The sequence below is a fragment of the Pedobacter ginsengisoli genome (genome assembly GCF_030244015.1).
Taxonomy (GTDB): Bacteria; Bacteroidota; Bacteroidia; order Sphingobacteriales; family Sphingobacteriaceae; genus Pedobacter; species Pedobacter ginsengisoli.
The window spans coordinates 179,999-204,908 of the sequence record NZ_JASSYX010000004.1 but is presented as its reverse complement, the minus strand read 5'-3'; the positions used below and the strand labels follow the sequence as shown (position 1 = coordinate 204,908).

At 40.7% G+C, this 24,910-nt stretch carries 13 protein-coding genes; 10 read left to right on the top strand and 3 right to left on the bottom strand.

The features are described from left to right. Window positions 1-148 precede the first annotated feature (148 nt). Window positions 149-1,276, bottom strand: a complete 1,128-nt coding sequence (locus tag QEP08_RS18140) for a formylglycine-generating enzyme family protein (protein WP_285060050.1) — start codon at window positions 1,274-1,276, stop codon at window positions 149-151. Window positions 1,277-1,385: 109 nt separating this feature from the next. Between QEP08_RS18140 and QEP08_RS18135 the strand changes: the two genes are divergently transcribed. From QEP08_RS18135 to QEP08_RS18125, 3 genes are all read left to right on the top strand, one after another. Further along, window positions 1,386-2,105 (top strand): 3-keto-disaccharide hydrolase, encoded by a 720-nt coding sequence (locus QEP08_RS18135; RefSeq protein WP_285060049.1) that lies wholly within the window; start codon window positions 1,386-1,388, stop codon window positions 2,103-2,105. A gap of 19 nt (window positions 2,106-2,124) precedes the next feature. Then, the gene (locus QEP08_RS18130; protein ID WP_285060048.1) at window positions 2,125-3,105 is read left to right on the top strand and encodes a GlxA family transcriptional regulator; all 981 of its coding nucleotides are present in this window, start codon (window positions 2,125-2,127) and stop codon (window positions 3,103-3,105) included. Between the two features lie 117 nt (window positions 3,106-3,222). Next, window positions 3,223-5,694 carry an ATP-binding protein gene (locus tag QEP08_RS18125; RefSeq protein ID WP_285060047.1) on the top strand — a complete coding sequence of 824 codons (2,472 nt, stop codon included), beginning with the start codon at window positions 3,223-3,225 and terminating at the stop codon, window positions 5,692-5,694. Here QEP08_RS18125 and QEP08_RS18120 read toward each other — a convergent pair. Next, complete coding sequence (locus tag QEP08_RS18120; RefSeq protein ID WP_285060046.1) at window positions 5,679-7,007, bottom strand: sigma-54-dependent transcriptional regulator; 1,329 nt, start codon at window positions 7,005-7,007, stop codon at window positions 5,679-5,681. The two genes, QEP08_RS18125 and QEP08_RS18120, sit on opposite strands and share 16 nt — an antisense overlap. A gap of 154 nt (window positions 7,008-7,161) precedes the next feature. On the opposite strand from QEP08_RS18120, the gene QEP08_RS18115 reads away from it, so the two are divergent. The 3 genes from QEP08_RS18115 (at window position 7,162) to QEP08_RS18105 (ending at window position 10,052) form a co-directional block, all read left to right on the top strand. Further along, on the top strand, window positions 7,162-7,668 hold the full coding sequence (locus tag QEP08_RS18115; protein WP_285060045.1) for a GbsR/MarR family transcriptional regulator: 507 nt from the start codon (window positions 7,162-7,164) through the stop codon (window positions 7,666-7,668). Window positions 7,669-7,876: 208 nt separating this feature from the next. Continuing rightward, window positions 7,877-8,314 (top strand): RrF2 family transcriptional regulator, encoded by a 438-nt coding sequence (locus tag QEP08_RS18110; RefSeq protein ID WP_285060044.1) that lies wholly within the window; start codon window positions 7,877-7,879, stop codon window positions 8,312-8,314. Between the two features lie 142 nt (window positions 8,315-8,456). Further along, on the top strand, window positions 8,457-10,052 hold the full coding sequence (locus tag QEP08_RS18105) for a S8 family peptidase (RefSeq protein ID WP_285060043.1): 1,596 nt from the start codon (window positions 8,457-8,459) through the stop codon (window positions 10,050-10,052). Window positions 10,053-10,112: 60 nt separating this feature from the next. Here the strand turns inward: QEP08_RS18105 and QEP08_RS18100 are convergent, their stop codons facing one another. Continuing rightward, window positions 10,113-12,641 (bottom strand): NACHT domain-containing protein, encoded by a 2,529-nt coding sequence (locus tag QEP08_RS18100; protein ID WP_285060042.1) that lies wholly within the window; start codon window positions 12,639-12,641, stop codon window positions 10,113-10,115. A gap of 303 nt (window positions 12,642-12,944) precedes the next feature. On the opposite strand from QEP08_RS18100, the gene QEP08_RS18095 reads away from it, so the two are divergent. The 4 genes from QEP08_RS18095 (at window position 12,945) to QEP08_RS18080 (ending at window position 24,893) form a co-directional block, all read left to right on the top strand. Next, complete coding sequence (locus QEP08_RS18095; RefSeq protein WP_285060041.1) at window positions 12,945-21,302, top strand: Ig-like domain-containing protein; 8,358 nt, start codon at window positions 12,945-12,947, stop codon at window positions 21,300-21,302. Window positions 21,303-21,359: 57 nt separating this feature from the next. After that, a complete protein-coding gene (locus QEP08_RS18090) occupies window positions 21,360-22,355 on the top strand; it encodes a PorP/SprF family type IX secretion system membrane protein (RefSeq protein ID WP_285060039.1) in 996 nt (331 codons plus the stop codon). A 32-nt stretch (window positions 22,356-22,387) separates the two neighbouring features. After that, complete coding sequence (locus QEP08_RS18085) at window positions 22,388-24,388, top strand: OmpA family protein (protein WP_285060038.1); 2,001 nt, start codon at window positions 22,388-22,390, stop codon at window positions 24,386-24,388. A gap of 151 nt (window positions 24,389-24,539) precedes the next feature. After that, on the top strand, window positions 24,540-24,893 hold the full coding sequence (locus tag QEP08_RS18080; protein ID WP_285060037.1) for a hypothetical protein: 354 nt from the start codon (window positions 24,540-24,542) through the stop codon (window positions 24,891-24,893). Window positions 24,894-24,910 lie beyond the last annotated feature (17 nt).

Sequence of the window (24,910 nt, the reverse complement as noted above, 5' to 3'; positions counted from 1 at the left end):
AAATCACCTTCTTTCCCTTTTTTTATGCCTTCCATTTCTCTATAATCAATAAGGTGGTGTCAACGACAACATTAGATTTAGGAGTTCTATATGTCAAACAGTCAAATGCAAATTTTCGGGGTATAGTGAACCCTCAATAGGATCTGGCTTAATTTGGATTTGCCGATACTACGCAGCGGAAGCCGGTATTTTCCAATCCGGTATCTGCTGATGATTTCATTCTGGAGCTCACCCGGTAACCTTTGCAGTAAGATGAATGACACATAAATGAACCGCCTCGGACCACTCTTTTTGGAATCGCCGGTTCCATTGGATCAAAACTGCCCGCTGGTCCGGGAGGGTTTATACTCGTTTTGCCTTCATCGGTTTTGTAATAATCGGGTCTGTACCAGTCACTGCACCATTCCCAGACATTACCGGACATGTCATAAAGGCCATAGCCGTTTGCTTTAAATTGCATGGTCGGGGCAAGCTCGTAAAACCCGTCCCAACTTGTGTTTTTGACCGGAAAGTTGCCCTGCCAGGTATTGGCTTTGCTTGCGCCTTTTTCTATATCCTCATTTCCCCATGGATAGGCTGCATCCGGCAAGCCACCGCGGCTTGCATACTCCCATTCAGCTTCCGTAGGTAGTCTTTTCCCGGACCATTTACAGTAAGCCATTGCATCGTCCCAGGAGATATGCACGACCGGATAGTTGTCTTTGCCTTTGATACTGCTGCCGGGGCCCTTAGGATGCTTCCAGTCAGCTCCCTTCTGCCATTTCCACCATTGTGAGACGTTGTCCAGATCGCTGATTTTTCCGGGCGCTTTAAAAACAAGTGAAGCGGCAACCAGGATACTGTCATGTGGTTTAGGGGTGCCCGGGGGAACCTGTTTTTTGATTTCTTCCCAATCCGGCTTGCGCTCTGCGGTGGTAATGTACCCCGTGGCTTTAACAAATTTGCTAAAACTGGCATTGGTTACTTCTGTGGCATCTATCCAGAAAGCAGACAATTGCACTTTGTGCTGCGGATACTCGTCAGTTCTGCCGTCATTGTCTGAAGCTCCCATTGTAAACGTTCCGGCAGGTATGAGGACCATGCCTTTGTAACTTGCTTTATTTGAAGTAACGCTGGCCTGATCCGGAACACTTCCATAGCGTTTTGGAAGGTTGCTGGAGCAGTTCGCCAGAGAATCGGCTTTGCCTGCCGATTGCATTTTTTCTTTCGCGTTTGGCTGGCAGGAAAGAACTGACGTTAAAGGGAACAAATAAAAAAACAGGTATATATTTTTCATCGCTTAAGGAAGATATAGTTAGATTCTGAAGGGAGTTAAAAAATCGATTTAGTATCCATCTTAGGAATTAGATTATTTATTACCTTAGTACGCACAAATTATGAAATTTATGAAAAAAACACTAATTGTTTTTACTGCTTTTGCATTGCTGAGCGGTGCTGTTGTAGCGCAAACGCCGAATACCCTGACCAAACAAGAAAAGAAACAAGGCTGGAAATTATTATTTGACGGCAAAACTACTAAGGGCTGGCACACCTATCTGAGGGATACTGTTGGCTCGAAGTGGCAGGTGGTCGACGGCGCACTGGTGTTTGACCAGACGAAACCAAGGAGTGGTGGCGGTGATATTGTCACCAATGATATTTACGAAAACTATGAACTCAATTTGGAGTGGAAAGTTGCTAAAGGAAGTAATAGTGGTATCATATTCAATATTCAGGAAGATCCTAAATACGGGGCAACTTATTTAACAGGGCCGGAGATGCAGGTGCTGGACAATATTGACGCAAGTGATAATAAAAAAGAGAACCACCTTGCAGGCTGCTTGTACGACATGTCCGGGGATGCTACAGTTTCCAAACCAGTACCAGTGGGAGAATGGAATAAAGTCAGACTGATCCAAAATAAAGGGCACCTGACGTTTTATTTAAATGGTATTAAAACTTTTGAAGGTCAGATAGGAAGTGAAGAATGGAATAAGCTGGTAGCTAACAGCAAATTTAAAAGTCCGGCTTTTGCTGATTTTGCTAAGGTGGCCAAAGGAAAAATTGCCTTGCAGGAGCATCCGGGTTCCAGTCAATGGAGAAATATTAAAATCCTGCCGTTGTAATAGTTAGTAAACAGAATTTATGAAACACATTTCAATCCTTGTTCCGAAAGGAGCTATATTGGGTAGCCTTGAAGGCTCAAGGCAGTTGTTTAGTCAGGTTAACGAATTTTATAAAGCTAAAGGTCAGCCCCCGTTGTTCAAAGTTCAGCTTGTCGGATTGTCTAATGAAACCTTGGTAAGCGGCGGATTGTTTACTGTAAATACTGATGTTACAATAAAAGATGCAGGTAAAACGGACTTGATTATAATTCCTGCAATTGATGGTGAAATTAATGAAGCTATTGAGAAAAATAAAGATTTTATTCCATGGATCGTAGCCCAGTATCGTGGTGGATCAGAGGTGGCCAGTCTTTGTCTCGGGGCTTTTTTGCTTGCTTCGACCGGTTTAGTAAACGGACGTAAATGTGCTACTCACTGGTTGGCTGAGAACGATTTTAGAAGAATGTTTCCGGATGTGACGCTTGTTACAGAGAAAATAATTACGGATGAACAGGGTATTTATTCTAGTGGTGGTGCTTTTTCTTATTTGAACCTGATCTTATACCTTATTGAAAAATATGCCGGGAGAGATATCGCAGTGCTCTCGGCTAAAGTTTTTGCTATTGAGCTTGATAGAGAAAACCAATTGTCTTTCACCATTTTCCAGGGCCAGAAGGAACATGAAGATGAACCGATAAAGAAAATCCAGGAATTTATTGAGAATAATTTTAAGGAGAAAATTACTATTGATCAGCTGGCTGCAATGCAGGCCATAGGGAGAAGAAACCTGGAAAGACGATTTAAAAAAGCGACCTCGAATACAATTGTAGAATATATTCAGCGCGTAAAAATGGAGGCGGCGAAGGTTAGCCTTGAATCTTCTCGTGAGAATGTCAACGAGGTGATGTACAAGGTTGGTTACACCGATACCAAGGCTTTTCGCACCACATTTAAGAGAATTACGGGGCTTTCTCCAATTCAGTACAGAACAAAATATAACCGCGAAATCGCTGTATTGTAACTCCCCGGGTTTAACTGATTTAAAAACAGTTGACCAGTTTCACTGTTCCTGATATTGATGTGCAGAAATCAATGTGGTAATATACATTGAAACTTATCGTTATATGGAGAAGTTTAAATGACCAGCGCCCCCAGAAATAGTTTTGTAAAGGCAACAAAAAGCAAAGTAATCATTGCCTTACTGCTTGCCTGTTTTTCCCTATTCATGGCATGGGGGGTAAGTAAGGTAGCATTTAATGAAATGCTGGAAACAGTTGAAAATATTTCAGCTCCCAGTGAAAGATTGCGGATTGTAAATGTCATATCCCGTAAAATCGGCACTCTTGACCAACTTCAAAAAGGTCAGGCACTTAATAATCCGGAGAGTTATCGTAGAGGCTTTAAAGAGTCGGGCCAACTAAAAAGGGTCTTGGATACTCTTGGATTTCTCTATGCTCATGATTCGGTTCAGCTGGCACGTATAAAGGTAATCAAAAGGCTTTTAGCCGAAAGGGACAAACAGTTCGCGAATTATTTAAAAGTCAGAGAACGCCTGATTAGTAATAAGTCTTTTGCTGAACAGGTAAAAAACATGAATAGTATCGTAGCCAAAAGAGCAGCCCAGGCAGATAGTACTTTGCTGGCTACGGAAGAAAAAACCTCTACTACTACAATTTACCCTACAGAAGAAAAATCAAGAAGTTTTTTTGGTAAAATTTTTGGAAGGAAAAAGTCTGAGGGTGATAAATCAATTAAAATTGTCAGTGAAGAAAAGATCAAGCGCGACACCATTGCATTGTCTGCTGAGGATACTATGGCTAAAAATCTGGAGCAGTCAATTCAGGTGATTGCAGATGAACAGCGGAGAAATAACGCCAGCTTTCTAAACAGGGAAGCTGAGCTGGCAAATGCGAATAACGTCCTGATCACTCAAATGCTTGATGTGCTCAGAAAAGTTGAAAATGAAGTCCTTAGTCAAATTGAAATAAGCGGTGGCCAGGCGAAGAAAGTTGTGACTACCGGGATCACAACAATTGGTATAATTATGCTGGTCTTTGTGGTTTTAACTGGCTTACTTTTATATTTGATCTTAACTGATATTGCACGAAGCGGACGCTATAGAAATGAGCTTGAACGGGCCAAAGATGAAGCCGAATATCATGGTAAGGCGAAGCAGCGCTTCCTGTCCAACATGAGTCATGAGATCAGGACCCCTCTTCAATCAATAATTGGCTACGCAGATATTATCAGACATGACGAGCAGCCACAGCATAAACATATCGAGGCTATATCCCGGTCTTCTGAACATTTGTTACAGATCGTAAATGAAATTTTAGACTACAACCGGATCACCTCAGGAAAATTTACATTTTCCAATGCCCCTTTCGATATCAGGAAACTGATGGATGAAGTGGTTTCAGGCATGCGTGCGCAGGCGGAATTAAAGTCGCTGAATTTGGTCACGGATTTTGACTTCAAAGGGATTGACTATGTCAATGGTGACCAATTCAGACTCAAACAAATATTATATAACCTGCTTAGCAACGCCATTAAATTTACCCATTCAGGTGAAGTTGTATTGTCATCATTTTACAAAAGGAAAAATGATGATCTGCATTTTACATTTAAAGTAAAAGATACCGGTATTGGACTTTCTGAAGCAGAATGTGAGCAAATTTTTAATGAATTTGAACAGGGCGGCGCAATTCAAAATGATGAAGCAAGCCACAAGGGAACAGGGCTGGGGTTAACAATTGTCAAGTCTCTTATTGAGAGTCAGGGAGGCCGTATTTACGTGAAAAGTAAATTGGGGATTGGAAGTGTGTTCACGGTATATCTTACTTTTACCGCGGCCGGAGATTCTGATGCCAGGGCTATACAGATTTCAAAACCTAAGCTGCCATCGGGAAAGGTCTGGATCGTAGATGACGACCAGTTGATACTCGATCTGTGCGGAATTATTCTCAGAAAGAATAAAATAGATTATAAGAGTTTTAATGCGCCTTCAGCACTTTTAAACGAGCAATGGGATGATTCTGTAAAATATATTTTGATGGACATCAGAATGCCTGAAATGGATGGAATTAAACTTTGCCGGGTTCTTAGAGAAAAGATCAAAGATCCGGTAAAAATATTTGCCATCACTGCGCAGGTATTGCCTGATGAAAGAGAATTCTTACTTAAGAACGGTTTTGATGGATTGGTGATGAAACCTTTTAGGGAAGTAGAGCTTTTGTCTGCTCTTTCTGCGGGTACGGATGAAGACCAACCGGCTTACCAGGGTCAGGATCTTGATCTCACTGCACTGAGAAAGATGACCTATGGGGATGAAGAGCAGCTTAATAAAGTGCTTTTGAGATTTAAGGAGGACTGTAATAGTGATGATATAGAAATTAAAAAAGCTTTAGCAAAGTCTGATGTGGACATCATCCGGTTAATTATTCACAGACTTGCCGGAAGAATAGCTCAAATCGGGTCAAAGGACCTGTCTGCTGCCTTTAGAATGTGTGAAATAGAATTGGGACAAAGTGTTATTTTAACCGATAAGCTGAAGCAGGATATTTTGCTGCTGTTGAAGAAACTTAACCAATTGTGCTACTCAATTTCATAGCGTTCCATTTTACTATAAAGTGTCTTTCTGTCAATGTTTAACAGCTTAGCGGCTTTTGATTTGTTGTACCTGACTTTTAAGAGTGTTTCCAGAATTAAGGCTTTTTCATTAATCTCATTAATTGCTTTGAGATCAGAGCCAAGAGGCCGGGACTCTTTGTGCACCGCGATGATCATTTCATCCGGCAGTGTTTCGATATCTGCAGTGTCACCAGTTGTAAGCAGCACCATTCTCTTAATGACATTTTTTAATTCACGCAGATTGCCAGGCCAGTCATATTGTAGGAGAAGCTCCATTGCAGATTGAGAAATGTGCTGAACATTTTTTTGCAGTTCTTTGTTTGAAAGTGATACGAAATGCTTAATAAAGAGATCCAGGTCCTTTCCACGGTTACGTAATGCCGGTAATTGTATTTTAAATTCATTCAGTCTGTGGTAAAGGTCTTCTCTGAATGTTCCGTTACTTACATTTGTCTTAAGGTCATCATTAGTTGCTGTGATGATACGGACATCTGCCTTTATAGATTTGGTACTGCCAACCGGCTGTATGGTTTTCTCCTGCAGAGCCCTCAGAAGTTTTACCTGGACCTCATAGCTCAAATTCCCCACCTCATCAAGAAATAATGTCCCTCCGCCTGCAACTTCAAATTGTCCTTTTTTATCGGTTAAAGCTCCGGTAAATGCACCTTTAACATGGCCGAAGAGCTCGCTGGCAGCAAGCTCCTTTGAAAGTGCTCCGCAGTCAATGGCCACAAAGGGCATAGATTTTCGTTTGCTTTGCATATGAAGGGTCCTTGCGGCATATTCTTTTCCTGTGCCGCTCTCGCCTTGTATAATAACAGACATATCTGTAGGAGCTACCAGGTTGATGTGTTCATAGAGTTTATCCGCGATAGCGCTTTTACCTTTGATCGCGTCACTGTTTTCAATTGTTTTGGAATTATTTACCGGTTTTCGTTTATCTGTTGCCTCCTTTATGATCATCAGCAGTTCATCAGGATTTACAGGTTTAGTGATGTAATCAAATGCTCCCATCTGAATTGACTTTACAGCGGTTCTAACATCATTAAAGCTTGTCATAATGATCATTGGCTGTGGCAGGCCATTTTCGCGGAGATAGGAAAGCACATCAAGCCCTGTGCCATCAGGTAAACGGTAATCAACAAGTAGAAGATCGGGATGTTGGCTTTCAACGATTGCTAAACTCTTCTTTACGTCGTTACTTAGCATAGTCTTATACCCGTGTTTATTTAAAAAGCCCTCCAATATTTGGGAGAAAGTCAGGTCATCTTCAATAATGAGTATTTTAATCATAGGGACTTTGTAGCTGATTAACAAAAGTACAAAAAGGGTAGCTAAAAATATCAGGATTACATCATTAATCCTTTACTGTCAAAACGAATTAACATAAATATAATTGTTTATTCAGTAGTTTTTGAAAGATTAGTATTTCGCTATATATTTGGATATGGAATTGGCTGAAGGAAAATTGAAATTTATTGAAGCATGGGGTAAACTTGGATCCGAATGGGGTATAAACAGGACTATGGCCCAGGTCCATGCATTATTATTAGTGTCTGCGGATGCCCTTACCACTGAAGATATTATGTCAGAACTAAATATTTCCAGGGGTAATGCGAATATGAACCTGAGGGATTTGATAGGCTGGGGACTTATAGAGAAACAACATAAGCCTGGTGAGCGGAAAGAATACTTTTTTGCGGATAAAAACACATGGAACATTGCAAGACAGGTGGCAAAAGAGCGTAAAAAAAGAGAGCTGGATCCTATAATTAAGCTTTTAAATGAATTGTCAGAGGCTAAAGGTGACGACAAAAGTCGTGATTTTAAAACTTTTAAGACTACCGTTAAGGACATTAATAAACTGGCTAAAAATGTGAATAAAACACTTGAAACAATGCTCAAAGCGGAAGAGAGCTGGTTTTGGAGCTCGATTTTTAAGATTTTTAAATAGTTTTCAGTGTATTTTGAAAGTTTAATATTTCTTGGTATTCGGATCACCGGATACTATATTTAACGATAAATCCTGAAGAAAGAAGGAGGTAAGATCTTTTGCCAATAAAATGATTCAAAAATGAATATTTGATTTTAGAATTATTAAATTGACCTGTAGTGATATGTTTTTTATTACTAATACCTAAATCTTTTCTTAAATTTGTTAGATGCTGTCCAAGAAAACAAAATATGCGATAAAAGCTTTGGTCGCCCTCGGTAAAAACACCGGGAATCCACCTATGCAAATAGTAAGACTGGCTCAACAGGAAATGATACCCAGAAAATTTCTGGAACAAATTTTACTGGATATGCGTAATGCCGGATATCTATATAGTAAAAAGGGAGCAGGGGGCGGTTATAGTTTGAATAAAGACCCTAAGGATATTTTTCTGGCGGATATTTTAAGGATAACGGATGGTCCGATTGCTATGGTGCCATGTGCAAGTCTAAAATTTTACCGAAAGTGCGATGAATGTCATGATGAGGTGACCTGTGGCATTAGAAAGACGTTTATTGACGTAAGAAACGCAACCCTTAATGTTTTGTCCGCCACCTCTATAGCTGATGTAATTTCACGGGAAACAGATAATGTGCAAACGAATTAAATGCTTTAGAATTAGAAATTCATATTGTACAAAGCCAGATGTTTATCTTATCTGGCTTTTTCATTTCTTAATGGTGATTATCGCTTATTGTTATTTTACTGTTTGATGTTTATTTCATTAACTTTGTATAAACTTATTAGATATGATAGATAAAAAAACGAATATTTTTAGAAGTAAAGTATTGACATTTTGTTTAGTTTTCGGTCTTCCTTTTTTATCAGTTGCGCAGAAGCCAAATTGGCAAAACCTGGATTTAAAAGCAGATTCCTCTTTTGGAATCAGTACTGAAAAAGCGTATGCTGAATTATTAAAAGGTAAGAAATCTGCAAAAGTAATTGTAGCTGTTCTTGATGGAGGAGTTGATGTTGGCCATGAGGATCTTAAATCTGTAATCTGGATTAATAAAAAAGAAAAACCAGGTAATGGTAAAGATGAAGGGAGAAATGGCTATGCAGATGATATTAACGGATGGAATTTTTTAGGATCCGCTAAAGGATCCATTAATTATGAAACTTTGGAACTAACCCGCCTGGTTCGCCGCGATAGTGCAAAGTTTGCCGGCTCGGACGCTACATCTGTAGCTCCTGCGGACCTTACTGCATTTGAAGATTACAAAAAGAACAAAGCTGAACTTGAGAAAGAACTAGCAGAAGCTAAGGGTGGTCTCGAGCAGTTTTCGGGTATAAAGATGGCTATAGATGAACTGGTGAAAAAAATGGGTAAGGAAAATCCAACACTCGAAGATTTTAAAGCCCTTAAACCTGCAGATGCAAAGGAGGAGAACTTGCAGCGGATAATGTTACAGCAATTGCAGAAATCTACTTTCCAGGATTTTTATAAGGCGCAAATCTTAGCTGGCTATGAACATTATAAATCACAGGTTGATTTTAATTTAAATACCGGGTACGACCCAAGGCCAATTGTAGGAGATAATCCAAACGATAGCAAAGAGAAATTTTACGGGAATAATGATGTAAAGGGACCGGATGCGAGGCACGGCTCTCATGTTTCGGGAATTATTGGGGGCATACGTAATAATGATCTGGGGATAAAGGGTGTAGCTGACAATGTAGAGATTATGGCCGTCAGATGTACTCCAAATGGTGACGAGAGAGACAAAGACGTAGCCAATTCAATAAGGTATGCGGTGGATAACGGAGCAAAGGTAATAAATATGAGTTTTGGTAAGTCTTATTCCTGGGATAAGGCCGTAGTAGACGAAGCCGTAAAATATGCAGTATCGAAAGATGTACTTCTCGTACATGCCGCCGGGAATGATAACAATAATTTGGAAGTCGAGAAAAATTTCCCTGATCCGAGATATCTTGATGGTGGAGTTGCATCTACCTGGATTACCGTTGGCGCTTCGGGATGGTTGAATGATGGAAGTATAAAAGCAAGTTTCTCGAATTATGGAAAGACAACAGTAGATGTATTTGCTCCGGGAGTAAATATAAATTCAACTGTTCCTGACTCAAAATATGAGAAGTTTAACGGAACGAGTATGGCGGCACCGGTTGTTGCTGGTCTTGCGGCGTTAATCCGCTCATATTATCCGAAACTTAAGGCCGCTGAAGTGAAGGATATTATCATGAAATCAGTTGTTAAAGTTGAGCAGCCGGTTACTATAAAAGACGATTCGGGGAGTAAAACAGTTTTGTTTTCAGATTTATGTGTTTCAGGAGGTATCGTTAATGCATTTAATGCATTGAAGCTAGCTTCGGAATACAAGAGGTAGCCCGCAGGTTAATCTTTTTCGGGCTATCGTTAATTAATTATTTAATGAACGATAGCTCGTTTAAAACTTCTTTGGTTCGTTTGTCAGAATGTAGAACTTGTTGGATATTTTATTGTCTTCAATAAAACACAACATGTCATACTTATAATCATTGGCTTTTGTCACATCTCCCAGTTCGGTAAAGATCTCAATTATTAAATTGTATACATAAATGCAATTGAGATTTAAATTATTCCTTTTAAAGATTTGAAGGCAATCGAGGCAATATTGATATGATGTGGTGTAGTCTTTTTTTATTTTCAATTGATTTGCCTGAATTAATTTTATAATTACTTCGGTGTATTTATTAATTCTATATCTGGACTTGTCCTCATCTAACATCGCCAATATATTTTCAAGCTGATCTGTTTTTTTTCCTGGGTTTGATATGGAATTAGTAAAAGCCAGTATACTGATCATGAATATTGAAAACTGAGATCTGTTTGTGAAGATTTTTGGATGCTGATTTGAGATTAATGTAACGATTTTGATCGTTTCTTCCTGGTAATCATAGAACAAGCTTAAAAGAATCATTAGGACATAGGAGATGGCCTGTTCGATGGTTATTTCCTCTGAAGTTTGTGAGGAAATCAATTTTTGGATGTCATTCAGAAAAGATTCGTTTACCTCATTAGTCCCGGTTATTTTATTGTAAACTAACTGACTGATCCGGTGGGGGGGGACTAACCAATTACCGGATGATAGCTTAGACAGAATGGCAATTCTATTTTTGATCTGATCCGTATTTAAACTTAGCATATCAAACATAGATAATAACGAATTATAGATCAAAAGATTTTCCTCATCATCTGTGATCTTAATCAGGACTGAAACCGCTTCTTTATAGAATGAATCAACAAAATCAAAGTTCATCAGTTCTTTGATTATTGTATCATGAAATTTATGTTCATGCAGTATGCTGTTTGTCTCGGGATTATTTTTAGACCTATAATGTAAGTTTTCTGCAATAAATAAAATTAGATAGTTTCTTTCATAATTATTCAGCTCGAGATCAAAAATTAGTGGGAGAGATTTGAAGTCACCTATTCTTACAATGAATCTAATCGTCCATTGTAATAATTGAAATCGGGTAGTCTCATTTTTATATTCACGGTTAATAAAGTCAAAATAGGAGCGATCGATTTTTAAATTAAATTTTTCCAGTATTTCTATGAATAGGAAATATTCAAAGATATGCGGGTGAATAAATTTTACATGCTCTTTGGGATGAAACTCTTCGTTACTTTTTTCCTCCATCAATATTCCGTCAGATAATAACTCCATATAGGCATTCTTAAATGCCAGCAAGTCACTGATCAGGTCATCCTTTAATACTGAACTTCCGTTTTTCCCAAAGTCTGTTAGTAAGATAACCTTTTTTAGAAATAAGATTTTTTCAGTGTAGTAATTTGCCCGATAGATTTGATTCTGGATGAGTCTGAATATCAGTTCATAAAATGTAATGTTTGTTGAGTAATGAAAATTTGGATCTTCTTTTTTTAATTGATAGTATAACTGTATATGAAATGGAAATTTTAATTGATCTTTTAGCTTTGGATTTATTTCAGTTTCACGTAACGGGATGATCTTTGAGATGATCTGGTCAACTTCCTTTTCAGTAAGTGGCGGAACATTGGAAAGTTCGTTTAAATTGAAATAACTCCCGGGAAACCATTTTGTTTTAAGATAGGCAGAATGCCTTATCTCATTATAAAACCGGACCCAGGTTGTGGATCTCATACTCATCACCAGTTTTATGGCCTTATTGTTTTCAATAGCGCAAATGAAATTAATAATGCTGTCAAATAGCTGCTTTTTAAGATCCCTTTTCAATTCAATATCAGAAAAGCCATCAAGAAAGATTACTAATTTTCCTCCTGATAATTCATAGTTGTCGGCAGCATAAGTAATCAGACTATCTTTAGGCTGGATGCCAAGCTGAGCTTTAAGTTGATCCTCAAAATTTAGCGAGATTTTTTCGTTGGTATAAAGCGTACTTGTGGTAGTGAATAATAGGGTAGAATCATTGAATAACGAACGATCATTGCTCATCAATTTTTCTCCTAAATGACTTAACAGGATACTTCTGCCATAACCCGGCTGAGAAATGTAACTGGTGAAGCTATAGTCACTTTTATAAAATATCTCAAAGTCGTGTTCGCTGAATTTCCTGCTTATAGTCATTTCATAAGGCATTCCTGAGCGGTTCTTGATGGCCTTTATCGTGAATTCAGAAATCTTGCATGCTTTATCATGTATGTCTTTCCAGCTCCTGGGAGTATTATGTGTTATACCTGTATTTGCCACGCTGGTTTCCAGGTATTCGTCATTTACATATTCTGAAAGAGTTGTTAAGGTGAACTTTGAAAAGTTGTGCTTAACCATAGCAAAACCAAATAGTCTTTTAATTGTCGTTTCGCTTACATTCTTATTTAATGTTTTGCTAATCTCAATAGATATTCTTTTACAATCAGCAGGAGTAATCGTTTTAATTCCTGTTTTTGTAAGAATTAAGCTTTTAAGTTCATTTAAGATAAATGTTTCATCCATACAGCATTGCAGTTGAGCGTTAAATTCTTGAACATAACGAATATAATGCTTTAAATAAGAAGATAGAAGGCTAAGATATTGGTCAAAAATGAATGAAGAGAGGAATGAGTGGTTAATCAGCTTATTTACAGATGATTATCATTTAGCCCGCCTCGGATCTATAGGTTGCCCCTGTAAAAATGAATAAAATGAATAACGAGCTGAATGGTCGAGGGCTTAAATGAACAATTCGAACGGAGATTACCTTCCAATCTATGATTAAAATTGTACCAAGTATATTTTGATAAATTCAATCCCTCTCCTATGAAATGGACATCTACCTTACCAGGAAATTTTAAAAAGTCTATTATTATTCTAATTAGTCTGATAAGCGTAACGCTTATTAGCACTAAATCGTATGCGCAATCCAGAATTTATGCAAATCAGGTTACTATTGGAACCGCTGCAGGTGATCATGTAGACAACCCGGGAAATGCTATTTTGACTGACGATAGCTTTGCTACTGTTAAATCTTATGGTGGACTGGTATTGGGAGCGGGCAAATACAATGGCCGGCTGGAGCTTAAATTTCCGGGTACATTGCCTGCGGGCACTACCTCATTTCTCAGAATCGATTTTGATCCGGATGTTTTAAATGCATTGTTAGGCGGTAATCTTGGTGGAGCGCTTGCTGATATTGCGGGAGGTCTTATACTTGGTAATCATTATTTTAATATTGAAGCCAGGAATGGTGGAACTGCTGTATTATCAGGAAGCAGTTCCGGCGCATTTACCAATTCTAATTTAAAATTGATCAAAGACGCGAATGGCAATTTCTATGTTGCCTTAACGCCAGCTCTCGCTTATGACCGTATATATATACAAGATGTTACGGATGCATTATTGTTGGGACAGTCGAACGAGACTAAAGTTTATAACGCATTTTATACAAACGGCATTGATCCGTGCGCTCAGGCCTTCGCTACTAGTTTTGAAGGAACAGGTCTTACCGTAGATCTTTTAGGACTAGGTAAGGCCGGCGTCAAAAATCCAGAATATGCTATTGATGCGAATCCGAATAATTTTTCTGAACTGAGCCTGGGAATCTTAGGTGTAGCCGGAACGATAAGCCAGAATATATATTTTGAAACATTGTCAAATCCTACAGATGATATTAACATCAAGATTCAGGCTGATCCTGCTCTTTTAAACGTTGGCTTGTTGAACAATGTTTCAGTTACCGCGTATAACGGAATCACTGCCGTCGGAAATACAAATATATCCGCGCTGCTTAATTTGGATCTTCTGGGGCTGCTGAATAGTGGTCAGGCAGTATCCATTCCTTTTGCTCCTGGCTTGCCATATGATAGAGTAAAGGTGACGATGTCATCATTATTGAATGCAAGTTTAACACAGACATTAAATTTATATACTGTTACCCGTTCAGCGGGCAGGCCAACCTTTACAGCTCCTGCATCTAATGCAGTGGCAATTTGTTCTGGTAATGCAGCAAGCCTGAAGGCAACAACGGCAGCAACAAACGAACTTCGCTGGTATGATTCGCTTGCCGGGGGCACGGCGCTAGCAACGGTAGCATACAATGCAGCATTCGTTACACCAGCTTTAAATGCCAGTAAAACTTATTATGTTGCGGCGAGAAGAATTGGATGTATTGATGAATCAGTACGTGTACCTGTTGTTGTTACTGTTACCGCAACGCCAATGGCCCCAGTTGTGACAGCAGTTGCACCGATTTGTGCCGGATCTACAGCGACTTTGTCGGTGACGAGTCCGGCAGCCGGAGTGGCATACAGATGGTATACAACCCCAACCGGTGGAACGGCCCTGGCAACTGGGAATGATTATACTACATCAGCTTTATCAGCACCAACAACATTTTATGTTGAAGGGGTAACCGGAACATGTGTAAGTACAAGCCGGACTGCGGTTGTTGTCAATGTAAATCCTCTTCCGGGATTGCCTTCTGTCGTGACTAATAATGAAACAATCAGTTCAGGACAGACAGCAACCTTACAGGCTACAGCAACGGCCGGTAATACTATTAAATGGTTTGCGGGTCCGACTGGCGGTGTAGCGTTAGCAACCGGGCCAAGTTTTACTACTCCTGCGTTGACAGCCACTACAACTTATTATGTAGGAACTGAAAATGCTTCTGACTGCAGCAGTGCAACAAGGGTACCTGTTACAGTAACTGTAATCGGCGGTCCTGTCAATCCGAATTGTAATGCAGCGGTTGCACAGCAGACAGGTATAGATGGTATATGTTTATTATGCAGTATCGAAGGTGCCGGTAATTCAACAGATGCCGATCCGGCTAACTTTACAAAAATAAATCTGACTGTAGGTGTTTTGGCTACAGGTTATCAGAGACTTATTTTCGCAAATGGCGGCGTAGCAACAGACAGCATTCGTCTGGACCTTGCAACTCCGGTTGGTCTGGCTGATCTAAGTGCACTCGGTGGTGCAACGATAAGAGTAATGAACGGAGCTGACGTCGTAAGTACTTACGCGCTTTCTTCAGCATTGATAGATTTAAAATTATTAAGCGGAAACAGGTTCAAAGCTACTTTTCTGGCCGGTGGATTATTTGACAGGGTTGAAATCAGATTTGGAGCAGTCGTTGCTGCATTGAGTAATTTAAGTATCTATGGTGCTGAGATCATCTATCCTAATCCAACGGTATCGGCTGCAGGTCAGACCATTTGTTCTGGAAGCGCTACTACACTTTCTGCCTCAGCCAACGGCGGAACAACCCTTAGATGGTACACTGCTCCAACTGGAGGCACACTGTTGCATACTGGCGAGAATTTTACCACTCCGGTTTTAACCGCGACAAGAACATATTATATAGAAGTAAGTAAGGGCAGCTGTGCTAACGTTCAGCGCATACCTGTTACGGTTACTGTGACTACTCCTCCTGCAGTTCCGGTTGTGGCAGCAGTACCTCCTGTTTGTTCCGGATCCGGAGCCGTGATTTCTGTAAGTAGCCCGGTTAGCGGAGTAACTTACAATTGGTATACCACTCCGACGGGCGGGACACCAGTATTTAGCGGTTCGACTTTTACTACACCTGCACTGACTGCAAATACAACTTATTATGTAGGTGCAGCAAATGGCAATTGTGTAAGCGCATCGCGTAAAGCCGTCGCCATTACCATATCTCCACTTCCAGTTCTGCCGCAGATACTTGCTTCAGCTACGACTGTAAATCCTGGTCAGACAGCAATGCTGACCGCGACGTCCACGGAAGCAAATGTTACTTTTAACTGGTATACTTCCGCAGCTTCAACAACTCCTGTATTTACAGGCCCAACTTATATTACCCCTCCGCTTACAGTTACTACTACTTATTATTTAGAAGCTAAATCAAATGTAACCGGTTGTTCAGCTGCGAGCAGGGTACAAGTTACCATAACAGTTAACGGCGGAGGTGGCCCGAATCCGGTCCCTTGCGAGGCTCCAATTGCCCAGATAAATGGCGTAACCGGAATCGCATTGCTGGCGGGTGTTTTCAATCCTCAGCTGGCTATAGACAACAACACTACAACAGCGTCTTCATTGGTGATGCCGGTTGGCTTGCTGGGAGCGTCTGTTTACCAACGCCTTACTTTTGCAAACTTATCAAATGTAGGTGATACTGTCCGGGTATTGTTAACTGCCCCTGGTAAATTACTTTCACTGGGACTTTTGTCAAATATCCGTGTGAGTACCTATAATAATAACACCAGCAACAATGATGGTGTAAGCCTTAACGATCCGTTGATCCGTTTGGAACTGCTTAGTGGCAATACCGGAGCACTGATTTCTTTTGTGCCAACTCAGCAATTTGATAAAGTTGAGGTGAGATTAAATTCAGGTCTTGCAGGTGCATTGACCACTATTGATTTGAACTATGCGCAACGGGTAGCTGTTGCTCCTGAAGTAGTTTCGTCAAATGTAGCAGCTTGTGCTACTCAAACAGCTGTTTTAACGGTTAAGAACCCTAAAGCTGGTATTACCTATAAATGGTACAGCGCAACAGGTGTTTACCAGACTGGTAAAGACGGAGTGACATTTACCACTCCGGCACTAACCACCAGCACAAGATATTTTGTAGAAGCCAATACCGCTTCCGGATGCGCAAGCTATAGAACCCCTGTTGATGTTACTGTAACTCCAACGCCGCTAACTCCTGCTCTTGTGTCTGCGACCATAAATACCTGCGCAGGCAACAGCGTTGTTCTTGAAGTGAAAAACCCACTGGTGGGTGTTACTTACAAATGGTATAATAGTGCGGGTGTGTATCAAACCGGAAAAGACGGGGTAACATTTACTGTTGCCAGTGTTGCAGGTACAACTACTTATTCAGTAGAAGCTGTAAACAATTGTGGAATTGCTTCTGCTGCAAAAGCTACTGCTACCATTAATGTCGGAAACCTGGATATTCCAGTAATTACTCCTGCTGCGGTTACTGTAAGATCTGGTTCGCCTGCAGTTTTAACTGCCACATCAAGTACTTCAGGGGCTGTATTCCGCTGGTATGCCACTGCAACCAGTCCAGTAGTTCTGTTTACGGGTCCGAGAGTAGTAACTCCGCCATTAGTTAATAACGGCACCGCACCTATAACGGTAACCTATTACGTAGATGCAACAGTACCGGGAGGATGTCCTGCCTCAGGCCGTGCCTCAGTAGTGGTTACTATCATACCTAATGGCAGTCCGACTGATGTTCCTTGTGAGCCGGCAACTGTTTCAGTAAGAGCAGGTGTTGATGGAGTTGCGTTACTTGCGGCTGTGTTTAACGAAGGCCTTGCCGTTGATAACAATACAGAAAGTGCATCGTCATTCGTAATGCCGGTCGGAGCTCTGGGTGCGTCAGTTTATCAGCAAGTTGCTTTTAACGGTTTGTCAAATGTCGGTGATGCTGTTCAGATACGTATCAGCTCTCCTGGTAAACTGCTTTCTTTAGCTGTTTTGCCTTCAATAGAAATAACAACATTTAAAGGAGCTGTGAGCAATAACGATATGGTTGTAGCAAGCAATCCTATTATAAATCTGGAACTGTTAAGCGACAATAGCGGCGCTATTATCACCTTTGTTCCGCAAAAACAATTTGACGGGGTAGAACTTAGATTAAGGTCTGGCTTAGCTGCGGTTCTGACCACGCTTGATTTTAACTTCGCAAGACGCATCATTGCTGCTCCAAAAGTTTCAAGTGCAGCAGTTACCGCCTGTGCCGGTACATCCGCAATGTTAGCAGTGAGTAATCCTGTCGCAGGTATTACCTATAAATGGTACAGTGGAACTACGTATTTAAGCGGTAACGATGGTGCAGCACTGACTACCGATCCTGCACTTCCAGCCGGCACTTATGATTATTTCGTATCTGCTACACGCAATGGGTGCGAAAGCGCAAAAACAAAAGTTACAGTGACGATTTTGGCTGCGCCGCTGCCACCGGTTGCTGCTGCGGGAAATCCTGCAACAACATGCCTGAATACTTCAGTGAACCTAAGTGTTAATGCAGTGACTGGCGTAACATTTAACTGGTACGACGCCCTGACAGGAGGTAATCTTCTGGCAACAAATACCAACACATATGCAACGCCTGCAAGTCTGCCGGTCGGTGTACATAACTTTTATGTGGAAGCTGTAAATGGTAATTCTTGTACAAGTACAGCTGCAAGAACTAAAATAACTTTGACGGTAAATCCGACTGCGCTTGCATCTGACATTACTGTTACCGGAGCAACAGCACCATTCTGCGCAGGGGTGACCGCAACTCTGACAGCAAGCACCACCACTGTCACCAGTCCAGTATTCACCTGGTATACTGACGCAGCGCTCACTAATGCTGTATTTACCGGACCAGTGTTTATTACGCCGGTGCTGTCAGCATCAAGAACCTATTATGTAGCTGTCAGAGGGGCAAATAAATGCGCAAATACTGCTGCCAACGCTAAGGTGGTTGCATTAACTGTAAATCCTCCTTCAACAGCTGCTGATCTTGATGTAGCAGGAGCTGGCGTTACTTTCTGTTCTGGAACAACTGCTAAACTTACGGCGTCGACAACGACAGTAACTAACCCTGTCTTCACCTGGTATACAGACGCCGCCTTAACTAACGCAGTATTCACAGGTGCGATATTTACTACACCTGTATTGACCGCGAAAACAATTTACTATGTAACTGTGAAAGGTTCTAACAGGTGCGAAAACCTTGCTTCTGGTGCTGAAATTGTAACCCTGAATGTAAATCCGCCGGCATTAGCTACTGATGTGACCGTTGCAGGTGCAGGCACACCGTTCTGCGCCGGAGCAAAAGCAGCACTTACTGCTACAAGCACTACGGTTACAAATCCGGTATTCACATGGTATACAGATGCAGCATTGACCAATGCAGTCTTTACCGGTGCTCTATTTAATACACCGGTATTAACCGCTACAAGAACTTACTATGTAACTGTAAAAGGCACTAATAAATGCGAAAATACCGCAGGGACAGCTAAAACAGTAGTGTTAACAGTGAATCCACCGGCAATAGCTATTGATGTAAATGTTGCTGGTGCGGGCGCGCCGTTCTGCGCCGGTACTTCAGCACGGCTTACTGCATCTAGTACAACTGTAATCAATCCTGTGTTTACCTGGTATACTGATGCAGCGTTGACCAATGCGGTCTTTACCGGTGCAATATTTGATACACCGCTGCTTACAGCGTCAAGAACTTACTATGTAACTGTAAAGGGTGCTAATAAATGTGAAAACCTCGCAGGAACTGCCAGGGCAGTAATTTTAACTGTTAATCCGCCAGCTGTTGCAACAGATATTACTGTGACAGGTGCTGGTTCACCGTTCTGTGCAGGCGTATCAGCGAAATTAACCGCTACAAGCGCCACGGTTACAAACCCGATATTTACCTGGTACAGTGATGCTGCTTTAACTAATGTAGTATTTACTGGGCCAGTATTTGATACTCCGGCGCTGACCGCTAACAAAACTTATTACGTAACTGTAAGAGGTTCTAATAAATGTGAAAATAATGCCGCAAACGCGAAAATTGTCACGGTGATAGTTAATCCTCCGGCACTGCCGTCTGATATAGTCATTGCTGGTGCAGGTGCTCCGTTCTGTGCGGGAAATAAAGCCACACTGACTGCAACAACTACTACAGTTTTAAGTCCGGTGTTTACATGGTATTCTGATGCAGCACTGACAAATGCAATATTTACCGGTGCTGTATTTGAAACACCTGTATTAACAGCCACAAAAACTTACTATGTGACAGTTAGAGGAACGAATAAATGTGAAAACACTTCAGCTACCGCCAGAGCAGTTACGCTAACGGTTAACCCGTTGCCTGAGACACCTGTAATATCAACTGCAGGGAATAGCATCTGTAGTGGTGAAAGTACAATACTTTCTGTTCAGAATGCACAGGCGGGAATTAGCTACAGATGGTATAATGCGGCAACCGGAGGAATACTATTGCATACCGGTGCTCAGTATACAACTTCAGTTCTAAATGCTACGACAGACTTTTATGTGATGGCTGTCAGTGCTTCAGGCTGTGGAAGTGCAACTGGAAGAACAAAAGCTACTGTGAACGTCTCACCAAAACCACTTACGCCGGTGGTAGTATCGGCTACGGTTAACGCATGTATAGGAAGTACTGCTGTGTTGAGTGTTTCAAATCCTCAGACCGGTGTAATCTACAGCTGGTACTCTACATCAACGGGAGGTACCGCACTGGGATCAGGTCAAAACTTTACAACGCCGGTGATAAATGCGAATGCTATATTTTATGTAGGAGCTTCGGCAGGTACATGTATCAGTGCATCACGTACTGCGGTTACTGTTAATGCTGCGCCATTGCCATCCGCACCGCTATCAATTTCAGGGGCAGGCGGGCCACAGTGCTCTTCTGGTACTACAGTGCTTTCAGTAGACAATCCTGATGCTCTGCTCACCTATAAATGGTATGCGGTTCAGACTGGTGGTACCTCATTGGCTGATGGCAATACATTCACCACTCCAGCCCTTAACGGCACTACTAGCTATTATGTTGAAGCAGTTAATAAAACTACCGGATGTCCGAGTGCAACCCGTACAGCTGTTGTTGTAACTGTCCTGGCAAAACTGGATGCACCTGTGGTTTCAGTTCAATCTGTTACAGGAACAAGCATTACATTCCAATGGAATGCCGTACCAGGAGCGACTGCTTACGAAGTTTCAATTGACAATGGTTTAACATGGATCGACCCTACCAGCGGGCCTGCGGGAACAACATATTTATATGGAGGGCTGCAGCCGGATCAAACAGTAACCATTAGAGTTAGAGCTAAGGGGCAGTTAGACTGTCAGCTAAGCGATGCTACAACATTCAATGGCAAAACTGATAACCCATTAGGCAATACCATTTTTGTCCCTAATACATTCACTCCAAATAACGATGGTAAAAATGATGTTCTGTATGTATACGGAAATACAATAACCAAAATTAAGTTTAGGGTATATAATCAGTGGGGCCAATTCCTGTATGAATCATTGAATATTCAAAATGGCTGGGACGGAACTTACAAGGGTGATATGCAGCCAAACGGGGTATATGTTTACTATCTGGATGCTGACTTTAATGATGGAACAAAAACAACTAAAAAGGGTACCATAACATTATTAAGATAGAAGATGTCTCCAGTTAATTTTAATCATTTACCTAAAAACTCGAAAAACAAATTTGTTATGAAGAAACTAATAAAAATAATAGCAGTAGGAGCGTTTCTATGTTTGGGAGCAGTAAGGGTGGTAGCACAAATTGATCCCCACTTCTCTCAATATTATGCGCACCCCCTTTGGTTAAACCCTGCTCTGACCGGTGTTACAGATGGGGAATATAGAGTCTCCCTGAATGCTAAACAGCAATGGGGTACAATCTCTAATTCATTCCTGACGGGAGGAGCATCATTTGATATGGCGCCTGTGAAGAATCTTGCATTTGGCGCAATGGTATTGAACCAAAATGCCGGAGATGTAAGCTACAATCATCTCAGTGCCCTTGTTTCAGGAGCATATCGTATCCACTTTGGTAAAGCGGGACTGAATATGATCAACTTCGGTTTACAAGCCGGTATTTTAAACAAAAGTTTTGATCCTTCAAAAATAACGTTGGGAACACAGTTTAATCCTGTAACAGGATATGATCCAAATTTTGGAATAAACGAATCCTTTGCTTCTTCAAATACACTTGTCCCTGATGTAAATGCGGGCATTATGTATTTCGATGGAAATCCGGGTCAGGCCGTTAACGTCTTTGGTGGTGCCATGGCGGGACATTTAACCAGGCCGGTAGATAAGTTTTTAGGGAATAGCGTGCGTATGCCAATCAGATATGCAGTACACGGGGGGGCAAGAGTACGGGTTTCAGAAGTTTTGGACATCACACCAAATGCACTTTACATGAAACAAGGCAATGCCCGTGAAATCGCGGCTGGAGCTTATGCACAGTTTATGCTGAATCAGGAATCTGATTTACTTTTTGGATCTAATTACCGGGTTGATGATGCAGCCATCGCGTTTTTTGGACTGCGTTTGAAGAGCATGACTTTTGGAGTGAGCTATGACTTTAATACATCAAATTTAAACCGTGCCACGCGAAGCCAGGGCGGGTTAGAATTGTCTATCTCATTTACCAGCAGGAAAGGAATATTAGGACCTAATTTCTTTTGCCCAAGATTATAAACTAACGCTATACTTTAACAAATCATTTAGAGATGAAACTGCTTAAAACGATACTGATCCTGTGCCTATTTACTACTGTTGCCAACGCACAGTTTGTTACAAATAGTAAAAGAGCAGCCGATGTTTACTTTCAAAATAAAGAATATTATGCTGCTGCAGAATATTATAAAAGATCATTACAAATTTCTGCAGATAGTGCAGGTTTTGTTGTACCCTACGGTTTTGAAAATAAAATAAAGCAAGAAAGTCCGAAAAACAATGACTATGAATACAGCGTATTTCAATTGGCTGAGTCATTAAGGCTTTATAAAAATTTTACTGATGCAGAAAAATGGTATGCAATTGCAAATGGGTTCAGCAATCCAAAATATATTTTAAGCTCATTCTGGTATGGTGAAGCATTACGCGCAAACCAAAAGTATACAGAAGCAATAGAAGCATTTAATACCTTTTTGGGTAAATATAAGACAAATGACGGGTATGTTGCAAAGGCAAAATCCGAAATCGCTTCCTGCCAGTTCGCACTTTATGAACTACGTTACCCGAGGCTGTTCAAGCTAAGCAAACTTAAAAGCAGTATCAATCAAAAAGGATCAAACTATACTCCTGTTTTAAAAGGAACGAGCCTTTACTTTACATCTTCAAGACCAGGTACCGTTACCGGAAAAAGGGAAATATTGACAGATAAGGACAATGCAAAGGTTAGCAAGACCGAAACGCCTTTCCTTAATGCAGTTTATGAGGTTTTAGGAAACCCGCTTAATGAAAATGTAACCATTAAAAAGGTGATCACAGATGCCAGGAACAGAGAATCTGCAGCTCCGGCATTCCATCCCAACGGAAAAGTGATGTATATAACGAGCTGGACTGGAAAAGGCGATAAGAAAATATATCAGGTAAATGCAGCAGCGGGCACAGCAAGCGGTTGGTCAGAACCACTGGAACTTGGGGGCCAAATTAATGTCAAAGGCTTTAATTCCATACAACCATTTGTAACCAAAGATGGACACTATTTAATCTTTTCCTCGAATAAACCTGGCGGATCCGGAAAATATGACCTATGGTATTGCCCTCTGCGCTCTGATGGTTCATTAGGGCAGTCAGTCAACTTAGGATCTTCTGTAAATACCCCGGAAGATGAGCAGGCACCATACTACAACAGTCAGAGTAAAAAATTGCTGTTCAGCAGCAACGGACGAGTAGGAATGGGAGGATATGATTTTTACGAAAGTGAAGGTGATTTTGCTTCCTGGTCAGAGCCGAGAAACGTGGGCTATCCATTCAATTCTTCTAAAGATGACATGTACTTCACCCCATCAGACGATACGGACACAGAGGGGTATATCAGCTCAGACCGGGAATCTTTATGCTGCCTGGAAATATTTAATATCAAACGTGAATACTTAAATGTTAAAGGAATAATATTGGATTGTAACACCTTAAAACCATTAGCTAATGCTAAAGTTTCACTGGCGGATTCATTGCAAACACTTACAGTAACTACAGATGAGTCGGGAGCTTACAGCTTTAAGATTAACTCCAACCGTAAATTAAAGATCACAGCAGAAAAGGATAAGTATTTCACTAAGATACTCAACTTCACACATGAGGAAATTGCGAAAAGAGACACTTTATTCAGTCCTGATATTTGTCTGATCCCTTACGAGATCGACAAGCCAATTGTATTGAAAGACGTGCTTTATGAATTTGATAAAGCAACCTTAACCGAGGATTCTAAAGGCAAACTGGATTATCTTTATACAATTATGGTCGACAATCCGAGCATAGAAATAGAATTGAGTGCTCATACAGATAGTAAGGGATCGGATGTTTACAATCTTGATCTCTCTAACAGACGGGCAAAAGCTTGTGTTGACTACCTGATCTCAAAAGGAGTCTCCATTTCCAGGATGATCAGCCGTGGTTATGGTGAAACAAAACCGGTTGCACCGAATACTTTGGCAAATGGAAAAGATAACCCGGCAGGAAGGGCCTTAAACAGAAGGACAGAGTTCAAGGTGACTAAAAAATAATTTGTTCTAAATCAATACTCTTCATAAAAGCCCTCAGGATGTAAATTCTGAGGGCTTTTAGATTATTATCCAGGCCGGGTTTTTAAAATAAGTGACTGGATAATTTGGCTTCTTTGAGGCAGACTATATAGATTTCTGAAAAATTGTTTTTATGATTAATGATAGACTTTGTGCCTGCTGTAATATGAAGATCAAAGGCAGGCCAGATAAAAAATTCTGCAGTGATCAATGCCGTAGCCGTTATAACTATACCTATAAGATGAGCGAAGCTAAGGATTCATTTGACAATATTGACAAGATACTTAGAAATAACAGGGCAATACTTAGCATGTTATACAGCAAAGGCAAGAAGAGAGTGAATAAGAATTTCCTGATTGCTAAAGGGTTTGATTTTGAATACTATACCAATATTCGTCTTACGGAAATGCAGAATTTATATTTTTCATGTTACGATATTGGATACTCAATCATAAACGATTTGGAAGTGCTATTAATTAAGCCGTAGTGGTAAGCGGATTTTGC

Excerpts from the sequence above, each read along its gene's own strand:
- QEP08_RS18140 (WP_285060050.1), bottom strand. The coding sequence starts at position 1,276 with ATGAAAAATATATACCTGTTTTTTTATTTGTTCCCTTTAACGTCAGTT.
- QEP08_RS18135 (WP_285060049.1), top strand. The coding sequence starts at position 1,386 with ATGAAAAAAACACTAATTGTTTTTACTGCTTTTGCATTGCTGAGCGGT.
- QEP08_RS18130 (WP_285060048.1), top strand. The coding sequence starts at position 2,125 with ATGAAACACATTTCAATCCTTGTTCCGAAAGGAGCTATATTGGGTAGC.
- QEP08_RS18125 (WP_285060047.1), top strand. The coding sequence starts at position 3,223 with ATGACCAGCGCCCCCAGAAATAGTTTTGTAAAGGCAACAAAAAGCAAA.
- QEP08_RS18120 (WP_285060046.1), bottom strand. The coding sequence starts at position 7,007 with ATGATTAAAATACTCATTATTGAAGATGACCTGACTTTCTCCCAAATA.
- QEP08_RS18115 (WP_285060045.1), top strand. The coding sequence starts at position 7,162 with ATGGAATTGGCTGAAGGAAAATTGAAATTTATTGAAGCATGGGGTAAA.
- QEP08_RS18110 (WP_285060044.1), top strand. The coding sequence starts at position 7,877 with ATGCTGTCCAAGAAAACAAAATATGCGATAAAAGCTTTGGTCGCCCTC.
- QEP08_RS18105 (WP_285060043.1), top strand. The coding sequence starts at position 8,457 with ATGATAGATAAAAAAACGAATATTTTTAGAAGTAAAGTATTGACATTT.
- QEP08_RS18100 (WP_285060042.1), bottom strand. The coding sequence starts at position 12,641 with ATGGATGAAACATTTATCTTAAATGAACTTAAAAGCTTAATTCTTACA.
- QEP08_RS18095 (WP_285060041.1), top strand. The coding sequence starts at position 12,945 with ATGAAATGGACATCTACCTTACCAGGAAATTTTAAAAAGTCTATTATT.
- QEP08_RS18090 (WP_285060039.1), top strand. The coding sequence starts at position 21,360 with ATGAAGAAACTAATAAAAATAATAGCAGTAGGAGCGTTTCTATGTTTG.
- QEP08_RS18085 (WP_285060038.1), top strand. The coding sequence starts at position 22,388 with ATGAAACTGCTTAAAACGATACTGATCCTGTGCCTATTTACTACTGTT.
- QEP08_RS18080 (WP_285060037.1), top strand. The coding sequence starts at position 24,540 with ATGATTAATGATAGACTTTGTGCCTGCTGTAATATGAAGATCAAAGGC.